General features: G+C 70.3%; 10 protein-coding genes. 5 read left to right on the top strand and 5 right to left on the bottom strand.

Annotated features, from left to right (window positions below; genetic code table 11):
* Positions 1-52: 52 nt before the first annotated feature.
* Positions 53-2353, bottom strand: a complete 2301-nt coding sequence (gene dinG, locus HPS01S_RS14455; protein WP_066157445.1) for an ATP-dependent DNA helicase DinG — start codon at positions 2351-2353, stop codon at positions 53-55.
* Between the two features lie 116 nt (positions 2354-2469).
* Between dinG and HPS01S_RS14460 the strand changes: the two genes are divergently transcribed.
* Both HPS01S_RS14460 and HPS01S_RS14465 read left to right on the top strand, forming a co-directional pair.
* Positions 2470-3564, top strand: a complete 1095-nt coding sequence (locus tag HPS01S_RS14460) for a calcium/sodium antiporter (RefSeq protein ID WP_066157448.1) — start codon at positions 2470-2472, stop codon at positions 3562-3564.
* A gap of 4 nt (positions 3565-3568) precedes the next feature.
* Positions 3569-4639, top strand: coding sequence for a patatin-like phospholipase family protein (locus HPS01S_RS14465; RefSeq protein ID WP_066157452.1), 1071 nt, complete (start codon positions 3569-3571; stop codon positions 4637-4639).
* A gap of 15 nt (positions 4640-4654) precedes the next feature.
* Here the strand turns inward: HPS01S_RS14465 and HPS01S_RS14470 are convergent, their stop codons facing one another.
* The 4 genes from HPS01S_RS14470 to HPS01S_RS14485 all read right to left on the bottom strand — a co-directional run bounded on the left by HPS01S_RS14470 (position 4655) and on the right by HPS01S_RS14485 (position 12104).
* On the bottom strand, positions 4655-6748 hold the full coding sequence (locus HPS01S_RS14470) for an ATP-binding protein (RefSeq protein ID WP_157576326.1): 2094 nt from the start codon (positions 6746-6748) through the stop codon (positions 4655-4657).
* A 102-nt stretch (positions 6749-6850) separates the two neighbouring features.
* Positions 6851-8938, bottom strand: a complete 2088-nt coding sequence (locus HPS01S_RS22370; protein ID WP_066157456.1) for an ATP-binding protein — start codon at positions 8936-8938, stop codon at positions 6851-6853.
* Positions 8939-9149: 211 nt separating this feature from the next.
* The gene (locus tag HPS01S_RS14480) at positions 9150-10679 is read right to left on the bottom strand and encodes a BCCT family transporter (RefSeq protein ID WP_084397392.1); all 1530 of its coding nucleotides are present in this window, start codon (positions 10677-10679) and stop codon (positions 9150-9152) included.
* A gap of 372 nt (positions 10680-11051) precedes the next feature.
* On the bottom strand, positions 11052-12104 hold the full coding sequence (locus HPS01S_RS14485; protein ID WP_066157754.1) for a DMT family transporter: 1053 nt from the start codon (positions 12102-12104) through the stop codon (positions 11052-11054).
* A 66-nt stretch (positions 12105-12170) separates the two neighbouring features.
* On the opposite strand from HPS01S_RS14485, the gene HPS01S_RS14490 reads away from it, so the two are divergent.
* The 3 genes from HPS01S_RS14490 (at position 12171) to HPS01S_RS14500 (ending at position 14385) form a co-directional block, all read left to right on the top strand.
* Positions 12171-12482: a hypothetical protein gene (locus HPS01S_RS14490; protein WP_066157462.1), complete on the top strand. Its 312-nt coding sequence runs from the start codon at positions 12171-12173 to the stop codon at positions 12480-12482.
* A gap of 152 nt (positions 12483-12634) precedes the next feature.
* On the top strand, positions 12635-13957 hold the full coding sequence (locus tag HPS01S_RS14495; RefSeq protein WP_066157465.1) for a hemolysin family protein: 1323 nt from the start codon (positions 12635-12637) through the stop codon (positions 13955-13957).
* Positions 13954-14385, top strand: a complete 432-nt coding sequence (locus tag HPS01S_RS14500; protein ID WP_133155665.1) for a hypothetical protein — start codon at positions 13954-13956, stop codon at positions 14383-14385. Before HPS01S_RS14495 ends, HPS01S_RS14500 begins: the two co-directional genes overlap by 4 nt.
* Positions 14386-14393 lie beyond the last annotated feature (8 nt).

Raw genomic sequence — 14393 nt, forward strand, 5'->3', positions numbered from 1 at the left:
AACTTCCTTCAGGCCCGCGCGGCATGCACGGGCTGTTTCACGGCGAAGGGGGTCAACGCGCCACCTCGGTCAGACGGTCGCCGTCGCGCCGCTGCAGCCGGTACGGCGGCAGGCCCTTGAGCATGCGCCGGCCGTAGCTCTGGCGCAAAAGGCGCGCATCGTAGCAAACCACCACCGCCTCGTCGGTCTCGGTGCGCAGGGCGCGGCCGGTCCACTGCAGCAGGCGCGCGCCGGTCGCCGGCACCACCAGTTCGCTGAACGGGTCGCGGCCCTGGGCCTTGAGCCAGTCGGCGCGCGCCTGACCCACCGGATCGCTGGGCGAGGCGAACGGCAGCTTGGTGATGAACACCCACTCGCACAGCTCGCCCGGCAGGTCCAGCCCTTCGCCGAAGGACTGCAGGCCGAACAGGATCGAGGCGCCACCGTCGGCCACGCGCTCGGCGTGGCGCTTGAGCAGTTGCGTGCGCGAGGACTCGCCCTGCACCAGCACCTTCTCGCGAAGCTCGCTGTGCAGGCCCCGCTCCAGCAGGTCCTGCGCGCGCTTCATCAGCGCCTTGGAGGTGAACAGCACCAGGGCGCCGCGCTTCACGTGGCGCAGGTCGTCCATGAGCATGTCCAGCATCTCGCGCGAATAGCCCTCGACGTCTTTCGGGTCGTGCTGCGTCTGCACCACCACCAGCCGGCCCTGGCTGGCGTGGTCGAAGGGGCTCTGCACCTCGCGCGCGCGCACGTCGTCATCGAAGGCCAGGCCGCTCTCGTGCAGGAAGTGGTCGAAGCCGCCGCAGGTGACCAGCGAGGCCGAGGTCGCGACCGCCGCCCGCACCTTGCTCCACAGGTGGGCGCGCAGCAGGCCGCCCGGGTTGAGCGGGCAGGCGTGGGCGCTGAGCGTGACCAGGCCGTTCTGGATGCCGGCTTCGAGCCACTTGGCCAGCGGCGCCTGGCCCTCCACCGGGGCCTGCAGCCAGAGCTCGGCCGTGGCCGCCATGTGCTGCAGGCGCGGGGCGAACGTGCCGATGCGGCTGTAGAGCTGGGCACAGCGCGGCGCGTCGCCGGGGTCGTCGCGCGCCAGCACCTTGAGCTGCGCCGCGATCAACTCGAACTCCTTGAGCAGCGCCCCGGCGCGCGTGGCAATCTGGCCCACGGTTTCTTCCCAGTCGGCCGGCAGCAGCCCGCCTTCGAGCCGTTCGGTCGCATTGGGCAGGTTGAACTCGAAGCCGGCGCCGCCGTCGCGGCCGTTGCGCGGGCGCATGCCGCCCTGCTTGCCCGAGAGCGCCAGCCACTCGGGCGACTCGGCCAGCCGCGCCATCGCGCGCCGCGCCAGCTCGGCCTGCGCGGCCTTGAGCTCGCGCGCCAGCGTGGTCACGTCCACGCCCAGCGGGTGGGCGATGGCACCAGCCACGTCGGTCACGGCGCGCGGCAGCTTGTCCAGCCAGCCGCCGCGCATCAGGTCCATGCTTTCGGTGAACTGGCCCTGCGCGACTGCCCCGAGGTGGTGGGCCTCGTCGAACACCAGGTAGCAGTCGGACGGGTCGGGCAGCGCGTGCAGGCCCAGCGTGGAGAGCAACAGGTCGTGGTTGACCACGATCACCTGCGACTGCGCCAGCTTGGCGCGCGAGCGGTAGTAGCTGCAGCCGTTGTAGCTGGGGCAGTGGCGCGCGGTGCAGGTGTGGCGCTCGGCCGCGACCGGGGTCCAGACATCGCCCTCGGGCGGCTCGGCCAGGCGGTCGCGGTCGCCGTCCCAGTCGCCGCTGTCGAGCATCTGGCCCCAGCGCTCGTAGATCCGTCCGCGCTCGGCCCACACGCGCTCCAGCGCGTCGCCTTTGTCAGCGCTGGAAGGCTTGTCGTCGGGCTCGTCGCCGAACAGGTCCGAGGTGGCCGCATCACCGCCGGCCATCTGGTCGAGCTTGAGGCGGCACACGTAGCGCCCGCGCCCCTTGGCGAGCGTGAAGGCGAAGGGCTGCGGCAGCACCGCGGCCAGCGCCGGCAGGTCTTTCGCGATCAGCTGCTCCTGCAGCGCCACGGTGGCGGTGGAGATCATCACGCGCTTGCCCTGGGCCAGCGCCAACGGGATCACGGTCGAGGCGTAGGCGGCCGACTTTCCCACGCCCGTGCCGGCCTGCACCACCGCGATGGCGCGCGGGCCGGCAGGCGGCGGGTCGTCGCCCTTCTCGGGTTTGGCAGGCCAGTCGACCAGGCTCAGGGTTTCGGCGATGTGGGCCGCCATCTCGCGCTGGCCGGCGCGCGCGCGGAAACCGTCCAGCCGCGAGACCACGTGGTCGAAAGCGCCCAACGCCAGGGCTTCGCGCGCCAGCGGTCCGGAGGGTCGGTCGGTCGGTTCGTCGGTCAAGGGCATCGGGCCAGGAAAAAAGGACCCCGATTGTCTCCGACCGCCCGGAGACCCCACGCCTGGGGCCTGCCCGCCGCCGTGGCAACATGCCGTCCGGACCAACCACCCAAGGAGCGCAACCGATGTGGACACTGGGCATGTTTGTGGCGGGCCTCGTGGCCCTGATCGCCGGCGCCGAACTGCTGGTGCGCGGTTCGTCGAAACTGGCGCTCTCGTTCGGCATCTCGCCCCTGGTGGTGGGGCTGACCATCGTGGCCTTCGGCACCAGCGCCCCCGAGGTGGCCGTCTCGGTCGGTGCGGTGCTGGACGGCCGGACGGACCTGGCCATCGGCAACGTGGTGGGCAGCAACATCTTCAACGTGCTGCTCATCCTCGGCCTGTCGGCGGTGATCACGCCGCTGGTGGTCAACATCCAGCTGATCCGCCAGGAGGTGCCGATCATGCTGGGCATCTCCTTGCTGCTGCTGGTGCTGGCGCTCGACCGCTCGCTGGGCCTGTGGGACGCCGTGATGCTGTGCGCGCTGATGGTGGCCTACACCGGGTTCCTGATCGTGCAGTCGCGCCGGGAGACGCAGGCGGCGGTCGACGAGTACGCAGCCGAGGTGCAGCCCGCCGCACCCGGCAGCTGGGACAGCCGGCTGCCGGTGCAGCTGGTGCTGATGGCCGCCGGGCTGGGCCTGCTGGTGCTCGGCTCGCAATGGCTGGTGGATGCGGCGGTGGTGTTCGCCCAGTCGCTGGGCGTGAGCGACGTGGTGATCGGCCTGACCATCGTGGCGGCCGGCACCTCGATGCCCGAGGTCGCCACCTCGGTGATGGCCGCCGTCAAGGGCGAGCGCGACATCGCGGTGGGCAACGTGGTGGGCAGCAACATCTTCAACATCCTGGGCTGCCTGGGCATTGCCGGCGTGGCCGCCGGCGCGACCGGGCTGGCCGTGCCCGAATCGGTGATGAACTTCGACATCTGGGTGATGCTGGCGGTGGCGCTGGCCTGCGTGCCGGTGTTCATGACCGGGCGCGAGATCGCGCGCTGGGAAGGTGGCGTGTTCCTGCTGTACTACGTGGCCTATGTGGCCTACCTGATCCTGGCCGCACAGCAGCACGCCGCGCTGGGCGCCTACTCGGCGGCGATGATGGGCTTCGTCGTGCCGCTGACCGTGATCACCCTGGTGGTCGCGCTGCTGGGCCGCAAACCCGCCCCCCCGTCCGGAGGACACTGACCGCATGACCAGCCACCGAACACCGCCCCGCAAGCGCATCGACCTCGCCCTGCAGGGCGGTGGCTCGCACGGGGCCTTCACCTGGGGCGTGCTCGACCGCCTGCTGGAAGAGGAGTGGCTGGAGATCGCCGGCGTCAGCGGCACCAGTGCGGGCGCGATGAACGCCGTCGCGCTGGCGGCGGGGCTGATGGAGGGCGGCCGCGTCGGCGCCCAGGCCGCGCTGCGCCGCTTCTGGATGAAGGTGGCCGACGCCGCGCCCTTCGGCCCGCTGCACCACGGCCCGCTGGCCACGGTGCTCGGCCCCGACAACCCCTGGCTGCAGCCCTGGATCGCGCCCTGGCGGCAGGCGGCCCAGGCGCTGGGCAGCCAGTTCTCGCCCTACCAGCTCAACCCGCTGAACCTCAACCCGCTGCGCGACATCCTGCAGCACACGATCGACTTCGACCGTGTGCGCAGCTGCCACCACACCCAGCTGTTCATCGCCGCGACCCACGTCGCCACCGGCGAGCTGCGCGTGTTCCGGCAGAACGAACTCACCGCCGACATGGTGCTGGCCTCGGCCTGCCTGCCGCTGCTGTTCCAGGCGGTGGAGATCGGCGGCGAGGCCTACTGGGACGGCGGTTACGCCGGCAACCCCACCCTGATGCCGCTGATCAGCGAGACCGACGCCGACGACCTGCTGCTGGTGCCGATCAACCCGAGCCGGCGCGACGCCGTGCCGACGCGGGCCAGCGACATCCTCGACCGCGCCGAAGAAGTCGTCTTCAACGCCAGCCTGCTCAAGGAGCTGCGCACCATCGCGCTGATCAAGGAGCTGATCGAGGACGCCGGCCGGCCCGATGCCTGCTACCAGCGGCCGCTGTTCCGCCGCATCGACGACCTGCGCCTGCACCGGCTGGACGCCGACGCCGAACTCTCGCGGTTCGGCGCCTCGAGCAAGCTGCAGACCGGCCGCAGCTTCCTGCTGGAGCTGCACCGCGTCGGCCACCAGGCCGCCCACGACTGGCTGCTGGCGCACGCGCAGGACATCGGTCGCCGCTCGACCTGCCCGCTGCCATCGACGCACTCCGGCTGAAGCGGGCGGGCGGCGTCAACGCTGGCGCGGGGAGGAATCCAGGAACTGCCGCACCGGCTCCAGCGGCAGACTGAAGCAGAACATCGCGCCCTGCCCGACCGCTCCCTCGCCGCGCACGCTGCCGCCGTGACGCTGCAGGATGCGCTGCACGCTGGCCAACCCCACGCCCGTGCCCTCGAACTCTTCCAGCCGGTGCAGCCGCTTGAAGGGCTGGAACAGCTGGTCGGCGTAGGCCATGTCGAAGCCCGCACCGTTGTCGCGCACGCAGAAGTTCGCCATGCCCTCGGCCTCGCCCAGCCCGAAGAACTCGATGTGCGCCGCCTCGGTGCGGCCGGTGTACTTCCAGGCGTTGCCCAGCAGGTTCTGCATCACCACCGTCATGAGACCCGGGTCGGCCTGTGCCGACAGGCCGTCGGCGATTTCCCAGCGCACCTGGCGCTCGGGATCGGTCTGCCTGAGTTCCCGGGCCACAGACCGCGCCAGCTCGGAAAGGTCGACGTGCTGCGTGCGCAGCTCGGCCCGGCTCTGCTGCGCCATCGACAGCAGGTCGTTGATCAGCAGCCCCATGCGGCGTGCGCTGCTCTGGATGCGCTTGAGCGCGTCCAGCCCGTCGTCGCTGAGCTTGTCCGCGTCGCTCTCCTGCAGCAGGGTCGCAAAGCCATGAATGCTGCGCAGCGGCGTGCGCAAGTCGTGCGAGACCGAATAGGTGAAAGACTCCAGGTCGCGGTTGAGCATGGTCAGCTCGCGCGTGCGCGATTTCACCCGCCGGTCCAGCTCGGTGTTGAGCCGCTCCAGCGCAAGCTGCGCCTCGCGCAACTCGGTGATGTCCTGCAGGGTGCCGCTGTAGCTCGTTCCCTTGGCGACCGGATCGGTCTGCGCGAGCAGGCGCACCCAGCGCACGCTGCCGTCGGCGAGCACGATGCGGTGCACCTCGTCGAGGTCGGTGTGCGAGGCCCGCGACCGGGCAACGGCCGCTTCCAGCTGGCCACGGTCTTGCGGGTGCACGTGCTGCCAGTAGCCCTCGAAGCTCGGCCGGAACGTCGACGGGTCCCGACCGAAAATCCGGCAGATTTCCTGCGACCAGGTCGTCGCCCCGGTGTCCGGGTCGTAGGTCCAGTGCCCCACCCGTGCCAGGCGCTGCGCCTCTTCCATCTGCTGGCGGTTCACCCGCGCCTGTTCCTGCTGGCGCTCCAGGTTGTGCAGCAGCCAGCCGATCCAGCCCCCCGCAGCCAGCAGCGCCATCGAGAGCAGCGCCGTCAGCAGCAGCGCCTGCCGGCGCGTGTGCTCCAGCGGTGCCAGCACCGAGGCATGCGACAGGCCGACCACCACCACCACACGGCTGTTGGACAGACGCTGCCAGCCGAACAGGCGCGACACGCCATCGACCACACCATCGACCCGGAAAGTGCCCCGGCTTGCCTCGGGGTCCTGCAGAAAGGGGCGGTCTGGCGGCACCTTCTGGCCCATGGCAGAGGCGTTGTCCAGGCTGCGCGCCAGGAACGCCCCGCCCGGGTGGACCAGACCCACCAGATCGTTGCCCGACAGCGCCAGCCGGCCCAACAGCCGGGCCAGGTGCTCGGACGGCACATTGAAATGCACCGCACCCGCGAACACCCCGTCGCGGAACATGGGCCGCCCCACGATGACCAGCCACTCACCGGTGAGCCTCGAACGCACCGGCTCCCCCACCACCAGCCGGTCGCCGCCCTGGCGCAGCGCCTGGAAATGGGGCCGGTCACCGACAAAGGTGCCCGGTGCCACCCCCAGGTTGTTGTAGATCACCGTACCGCCCGCATCGATCACCGACAGGTGGGACACCAGCCCCCTGGGAAGGGTGGCCAGCACCTGCTGCTCGACCTCGTCGAACGCTTCGCGGGACTTGGGCCATGCCGTCCGCAGGCTCAGCAACCCCAGGTCCAGCACCGCGAGGCTGGTGTCCATCTGCCCGGCCATGGCGTCGGCCAGCTGCTGGCTGCGCAGCTGCGCGCGCTCAAGCACCTGATCGCGCAACTGACGCTGCAACTGCAGGCTCAGTCCCCAGAGCAGCAGCACGGCCAGCGCGGTGAACAGCGCCACGGCCGTGACCATGGAACGCAGGCGATAAATCAAGTCACCCCCTGTAGCGTCCGATGAAGACGGCTCCCCGGCTCTCGCGGCAGGTTGGGCCCACGGACATGTATCGATTTGTACTCTGTTTTTGCCGGTGCGGCGTCACCAGGTCGTCACGGGCGCCAACACCGGCGCCTCGGGCAGCGAAAAGTAGAACGCGGCACCCTGCCCCACCACCCCCTCGCCGCGCACCTGCCCGCCGTGGCGGCGGACCACCCGGCTGACCGTGGCCAGGCCCACGCCCGAGCCCTCGAATTCGTGGTGGGCGTGCAGGCGCTTGAAGGGCTGGAACAGCTGGGGGGCATAGGCCATGTCAAAGCCCGCGCCGTTGTCGCGCACGCAGAAAGTCACCAGGCCATCGGCGCTGTGTTCGCGGGTCAGGCTGATGCGTGGCTGCGGCGTCTGCCCGGTGTACTTCCAGGCGTTGCCCAGCAGGTTCTGCAGCACCACCCGCATCAGGCCCGGATCGGCCATGGCCCGCAGGCCCGGCTGGATGTCCCAGTCCACCTCGCGCCCGGGCTCCGAGCGGTGCAATTCGGCCGCCAGCTGCAGCGCCATCTCGCTCAGGTCCACCAGTGCCAGGTCCATCTTGGCGCGACCCAGGTGCGCCAGCGACAGCAGGTCGGTGATGAGCTGACCCATGCGGCGCGACCCGTCCTGGATGCGGCGCAGGTGCCGGCGACCGGCGTCGGAGAGCCGGTCCGACTCCTCCTCTTCCAGCACGCAGGCAAAGCCGTGGATGCTGCGCAACGGCGTGCGCAGGTCGTGCGAGACGCTGTAGGCGAACGCCTCCAGCTCGCGGTTGGCCTGGGCCAGTTCGCTGGTGCGCCGGCTCACGCGCGACTCCAGCTCATCGTTGAGTTGCTGCAGCGCCAGCTGCGCCTCGCGCACCTCGGTGATGTCCAGCACCGTGCCCCTGCTGCGCGCCGGGCGGTCGCCTTCGTATTCGGTCACGCCGCGCTCGCGCACGTACTTGATGCGCTCACCAGGCAGCACCAGCCGGTGCACCACGTTGTAGGTCCGGCGGTCACGGATCGAGCCGTCGAAAGCCTGTTTCACCATCGTCCGGTCGTCCGGATGCACCCACTCCAGGAAGCGTTCAAACGAGGGCCGCACCGTGGCCGGATCGACCTCGAAGATGCGGTAGACCTCGTCGGACCAGTGCAGCTGGCCCGTGGCCAGATTGCATTCCCAGCTGCCCAGACCCGCCAGCTGCTGCGCCTCCTTCAGCCCGGCCTCGCTGCGCGCCAGCGCGCGCTGGCTGCGCGCCATGCGCAGCTGGTCGCGCACGATCACGCCGCCAAAACCCAGCAGCAGCAGGGACAGGACCCCGGTCACCAGCAGGTTGCGCCACATCGCGGGCGCCAGCGGCGCCAGCACCGAGTCGTCGGCCAGGCCGACCGACACCACCAGCCCCGAATCGGGCAGCCGGTGCCAGCCGTAGGTGCGCGGCGCGTGGTCCATCACATCGTCGACCCGGTAGGTGCCGTGCATCAGCGCCGGCTGCGCGCGGTAGGGCCGGTCGGCGGGCACCAGTTTGCCCACGGACGCCTCGTTGGCCTCGCTGCGCGCGACGTAGCGGCCGTCGGCGTGCACCAGCGACACCACGTCCTGATCCGACAGTTCCAGCTTGCCCAGCTCGCGGGCGATGTAGGCCGACTCCACCACCAGGTAGACCACGCCGTCGAAGCGCCCCTGGCGCAGCACCGGCCGGTCCACCGCAAACACCCAGCGCCCGGTCAGGCGCGAACGCACCGTCGCCGACACCCGCATCAGGTCGGAGCCCAGGCGCGCCAACTGGAAGCTTTCGCGGTCGCCCACATAGCCCCCGTTGTCCAGCCCCAGGCTGTTGTAGACCAGGTGGCCACTGCCATCGGCCACCGACACGTGCGAGACCAGGCCCGGCGGCAGGCTGGCCAGCGCGTCCTTGGCCAGCAGGTCGAAACGCTCCCGCGGCTCACGCACCCAGTGTTCGCGCAGCGTGCGAAGCGTGACGTCCATGGTGTTGAGGTGCGCCTGCACCTGCCCGGCCATCGCATCGGCCACCTGCAGGCTGCGCTGCTCGGCCTGCAACAGCACCTGATCGCGCAGCTGGTTCTGGGAGCGCAGCGACTGCCACCACAGCACACCGGCCGCCACCACCGTGAACAACGCGACCAGCAGCGCAAAGGAGCGGGAAAGCGCCTTCAAGGCGACACCCTCACGCCACGATCCCGGCACCCCACGGGGCGCGCGGACGCAATGCACCAATCCACAACGACGATCTCTCTTTATATGTACGAACACCAACCCGGCGGCTGGCGAGCGGGGCCGATTCTGGTGCGCGAACCTTACGCGCAGCCGATATCAGCGCCCCCTACCGTTCATTTCGTCACGAAGTGGTGCAAGTTGAGTCCGTCTGTCAGGGCGCGGGCGTGCGGTCCACCATGTCGCGCATGCGCCGCCGCATCGCGCGGTCGCGCCGCTGTTCCTCGTTCCAGTCCTCGCGCACGCCGCGCCACAGCGCCAGCGCCATCAGCAGAATCACCACGGCAAACGGCAGCGCAAACACGATGGTCGCCGTCTGCACCGCCTTCACGCCACCGGCCAGCAGCAGACTGATGGCGATGCCCGAAACCAGCAAGCCCCAGACGATCTTCACCCGCGCGCCCGGGTTTTCCTGACCGCCGGTGCTCATCATGCCCAGCACCAACGTGGCCGAATCTCCCGACGTCACGAAAAACACCAGCACCAGCACCGTGGCGACGCCACTCATCAACCCGCCCAGCGGCAGGTGGTCGAACATGGCGAACAGACCGGTGGACACGTCGGCGCTCACCGCTTCGGCGATGGGCAGGTCCTGCAGGATTTCCAGGTGCAGCGCCGTGCCGCCAAACACCGAGAACCACACGAACGCCGCCAGCGTGGGTGCCAGCACCGTGCCCAGCACGAACTCGCGGATGGTGCGTCCGCGCGAAACGCGCGCGATGAACAGGCCCACGAAGGGGGACCAACTCACCCACCAGGCCCAGTAGAACACCGTCCAGCCACCCACCCAGCCGCTGTCGCGGAACGGCGTCATGCGCAGGCTCATGCGCACGAACTCGCTCAGGTAGCTGCCCAGCGTGTTGGTGAAAGTGTCGATGACCGCCACCGTCGGCCCCAGGACGAACACCGCCAGCGCCAGCACACCCGCCACGATCAGGTTGAAGGTTGAAAGCCACTTGATGCCCCTGCTCACCCCGGTCACGGCCGAGGTCAGGAACAGCACCGTCGTGACCACGATGATGGCCACCTGCGCGGTGCTGTTCACCGGCACCCCCATCACCGCCGCCAGGCCGCTGTTGATCTGCAGTGCCCCCATGCCCAGCGAGGCCGCCACACCGAAGGCCGTGGCGATCACCGCCAACACGTTCACCACCGGGCCGAGCTTCTTCATCGGCGCCCAGGGCAGCGCTTCCACCGCCGTGCTCACCAGCGCAGAGCCGCCGTGGCGGAACTGGAAAAACGCGATCGCCAGCGCCACGATGCTGTACACCGCCCAGGGGTGCAGCCCCCAGTGGAAGAAGCTGTAGCGCATGGCCGCGTTGGCGGCCTCCGGCGTGTGGGCAGCAATGCCGGGTGGCGGTGCGCCATAGTGCGAGATCGGCTCGGCCACGCCCCAGAACACCAGGCCGATGCCCATGCCCGCGGCGAACAGCATGGCGAACCAGGCGCCGATGGAGAACTCCGGCTCGTCGTCCTCGCCGCCGAGCTTGAGATCGCCGTAGCGGCTGACGGCCAGGATCAGCGCCATCACCACCAGGCCCAGCACCACCCAGAGGTAGAACCAACCGAAGTTGCGTGTGATGCCCGCCAGCGCGGTGTCGAACACGCCGCCCAGCGACGCGGGGGCAATGACACCCCACAGGACAATGGCCAGGATCAGACCGGCCGACACGATGAGTTGCATGAGATTTCTCCTCCGGGAAAACGGCCCGCCCTTCGGCTGCAACTCAGGACGACAGCACGGCACCGCTCAGGTGCGCGCCTGGGCGGTGCGGGTGCCGGCGCAGCCGGGGAATCAAGCCAGAAGACGGCGGCGGTCCGGCCCGATGTGACGGTGTCGCCCGGCCCGCAAGGCCCATGCGGGGCGCTTCGGGGCGGTGGCAGCGGTGCCATTGCAGCACGCTGTGCCGGGGCTGTCAGCAAGGACCGGCACCGCCAGCGCAAGGGGGGCGCCGGCCATGCCGTCATGAACGAAGTCCGTATTGTGCGCGGATGCGCTTCAGCGCGTGAGCCTGTGCTCACATACCTGAGTGGCCGGCACGGAGATGCGGCCCGCTCAGTGGCTGTGCCGGTGGTGCAGGTCCGGTGCGTGCGGGTGGCTGTGGCGCAGCGGGCTGTGGTGGTGCGGGTGGCTGTGTGCGCCCTGGGGCATCACCGGATGGGCGTGGTCGTGGTGCCCGTCGTCGTGGGTGTGGGCGTGCTCATGGTCCAGCGCCTCGTGGTCGTGGGCATGGCCATGCTCCTCGGCCAGGTGCACCAGCATCCCCGCCACCATCAGCGCCCCGCCCGCCAGCAGCAACACGCTGCCCGAACGTTCGCCCAGCGCGAACGCGCCGAGTGCGCCGATGAAAGGTGCGAACGCAAACACCGAGCCGGTGCGCGCCGCGCCGAAATGCCGCTGCGCCAGCAGATAGAAACGCAGGCTCAGGCCATACCCCGTCGCACCCACCGCCAGCAATGCGAGCACCGCAAGCACGGTCGGCAGCGGTTCGCCCCGGGCCAGCGCCAGCACCGTCGTGACCACCGCCCCCAGCGCCGCCTTGACCAGCACCACCTGCCCCGGGTCGCGGTCGGCGACGCCGCGCGAGAGCGTGTTGTCCACGCCCCAGGCCACCGTGGCCACGGCCACCGCCAGCAGGCCGAGCAACTGCACCTGGCCCGTGAGGCCCTGGTCGATCACCAGCAGCGCGCCGCCGGCCAGCAGCAGCGCCACCGCCGACTTCACCCGCCCGTCCAGCACCTCGCCGTACCAGCGCCAGGCCAGCACCGCGGTGAACACGGCTTCGAGCGTGAGCAGCAGCGAGGCGCTGGCGCCGCTGGTGCGCTGCAGCCCCCAGGCCAGCGCCACCGGCCCCAGCACCGCGCCAGCCCCCACCATCGCCAGCAGACGCGGCCAGTCGCTGCGGCGCAGCGGCGCCTCCACCGAAGCGCGCCGTCGCGTGAAGACCGCCACCAGCGCCGCGCCGCCATACAGCAGCGCCGCGGTGGAAAACGGTCCCAGACCTTGGCCGAAACGCTGCACCAGCGGTGTGCTCAGACCGAACAGGGCCGCCGCCAGCAGGGCCAGCAGGCCGCCGCGCAGCACGGGGGAGAGGGTGGCGGGGATCACGCGCCGCAGTGTATCGGCGCCCCACCGAGCCCAGACGGTGCCGCACCCCATTTCTATAATTGCGCGATGTTCCGCCGGTGCCTCGTTGCCCTGTTTGCCCTGCACTTCCTGCTGAGCCTGGGCGGCTTCACGCTGCATGTGCCCTCGCCGGAACTCACCGAGTCCGCCCTGACCGCCGACGTCGACGGGCTCGGCTCCAGCGTGCAGCACGGGCTCACCGACGACGCGCCCGACATGCCCGACGGCCCGCTGCGCGCCCTCCCCGTGCTCAGGGTGTCCCACCCGCCACTGCCCGCCACGCCCTGGGTGTTCGGCTCCCGGGACGACCCGTTGCCCATGGGCCTCGACCGGCCGCCCCGGCGCTCCGCGCGCGCCTGACCGCGGGCGCGGCGTCCGGCCGCCCGCCCCTCTCCCTGCTCCCGTCCGCCCGCACGCCCGCACGCCCGCACGCCCGCACGTCCGCACGTCCGCACGTCCGCACGTCCGCACGCCCGCACGCCCGCGGGCGTGCCTCATGGAACCCATGCCTCATGGAAATTGCCTTGCTTTTTGCGCTCATCGTGCTCAATGGCCTGTTCGCCATGTCCGAGATCGCGCTCGTCACCGCCCGCAAAGCGCGGCTTCAGAAACTCATCGACGAAGGTGACGGCGCGGCGGTCGCCGCCGTGAAGCTGGGCGAAGACCCCACTCGCTTTCTCTCCACCATCCAGATCGGCATCACCTCCATCGGCGTGCTCAACGGCATCGTCGGCGAGGCGGCACTGGCCGGGCCGCTGGCGCACTGGCTCGTCTCACTGGGCGTGGCCGGGAACGTCGCCCAGCTCGGCGCCACCGGCCTGGTGGTGGTGCTGATCACCTACTTCTCCATCGTGGTCGGCGAGCTGGTGCCCAAGCGCATCGGCCAGTCCAACCCGGAAATGCTGGCCCGCTTCATGGCCCGCCCCATCAACGCCCTGGCCATCGCCACCAAGCCCTTCGTGCTGCTGCTGTCGGTCTCCACCAAGGCGCTGCTGCGCCTGCTGGGCATCAAGGACAACAGCGGCGCGGCGGTGACCGAGGAAGAGATCCACGCCATGCTCGAAGAAGGCACCAGCGCGGGCGTGATCGAGTCGCACGAGCACACCATGGTGCGCAACGTGTTCCGGCTGGACGACCGGCAGATCGGCTCGCTGATGGTGCCGCGCAGCGACGTGGTGGTGCTCGACCTGGACCAGAGCTTCGAGGTCAACATGGCGCGGGTCGAGGCCTCGGACCATGCGCGCTTCCCGGTGGTGCGCGGCGACATGAACCACGTGGCGGGGGTGGTGAACGCGCGCAAGTGGCTCTCGCAGGCGCTGCGCGGCGGTGAGCGCGAGCTGGCGAACCAGCCGCTGCAGGAGGCGCTGTACGTGCCCGAGACCATCACCGGCATGGAGCTGCTGGACAATTTCCGGCAGTCGGGCGGCCAGATGGCCTTCGTCATCGACGAGTACGGCGAGGTGCAGGGCATCGTCACGCTGCAGGACCTGATCGAGGCCATCACCGGCGAGTTCAGCCCGCGCGACCCGGAAACCTCGTGGGCGGTGCAGCGCGAGGACGGCAGCTGGCTGCTGGACGGCCACATCCCGGTGCCCGAGCTGAAGGACCGGCTGGGTCTGGACACCGTGCCCGACGAGCAGCGCGGCCGCTACCACACGCTCAGCGGCCTGATGATGCTGCTGACCGGCCGCCTGCCCCGGGAAGGCGACCAGGTGGAATGGGAACACTGGCGCTTCGAGATCGTGGACATGGACGGCCGCACCATCGACAAGGTGCTGGCCACGCGCCACGACCCGGACGCGCCGGAAGGCACCGACGAGGTGGTGGCGCCATGACCCGACGCACCCACACTGGGTCCGTGGCCGTGGCGGCGGCCCTGCTGCTGGCCGCCTGCGCCGAGGGCTACCCCGAGCGCTCCGAGGTCGTGACCCTGCACTACGGCATGGGGCAGACCGAGGCGATCAGGGCCATGAACCAGGTCGTCAAGGGCAAGCAGCAGAAGAGCCCGGCCCGCTTCGCCATGCTGGAGGACTGCGTGCTGGAGGTGCATGCGCGCCGCCCGCTGGACGGCCGCGAATCGCGGACACTGCCGCTCAGGGACGTGCGGGCGGTCGCCACCAGGACCCCGGACAGCGACAGCTACCGCGTCACGCTGCACCCACGCGGGTCCGGCGACCCGGGGCACACCGTGGTGCATGGCGTCCCGTGGACCACCGCCACGCAGATGAAGTGGCTGCTGGAGTACCTGCCCAGCACCTGCTGAGGCCATAC

Origin of the sequence: Hydrogenophaga pseudoflava NBRC 102511 (assembly GCF_001592285.1) — a bacterium.
GTDB lineage: Bacteria > Pseudomonadota > Gammaproteobacteria > Burkholderiales > Burkholderiaceae_C > Hydrogenophaga > Hydrogenophaga pseudoflava.

Coding starts and splice junctions, on each gene's coding strand:
- HPS01S_RS14460 (WP_066157448.1), top strand. CDS start 2,470: ATGTGGACACTGGGCATGTTTGTGGCGGGCCTCGTGGCCCTGATCGCC.
- HPS01S_RS14500 (WP_133155665.1), top strand. CDS start 13,954: ATGACCCGACGCACCCACACTGGGTCCGTGGCCGTGGCGGCGGCCCTG.
- HPS01S_RS14490 (WP_066157462.1), top strand. CDS start 12,171: ATGTTCCGCCGGTGCCTCGTTGCCCTGTTTGCCCTGCACTTCCTGCTG.
- HPS01S_RS14465 (WP_066157452.1), top strand. CDS start 3,569: ATGACCAGCCACCGAACACCGCCCCGCAAGCGCATCGACCTCGCCCTG.
- HPS01S_RS14480 (WP_084397392.1), bottom strand. CDS start 10,679: ATGCAACTCATCGTGTCGGCCGGTCTGATCCTGGCCATTGTCCTGTGG.
- HPS01S_RS14495 (WP_066157465.1), top strand. CDS start 12,635: ATGGAAATTGCCTTGCTTTTTGCGCTCATCGTGCTCAATGGCCTGTTC.
- dinG (WP_066157445.1), bottom strand. CDS start 2,353: ATGCCCTTGACCGACGAACCGACCGACCGACCCTCCGGACCGCTGGCG.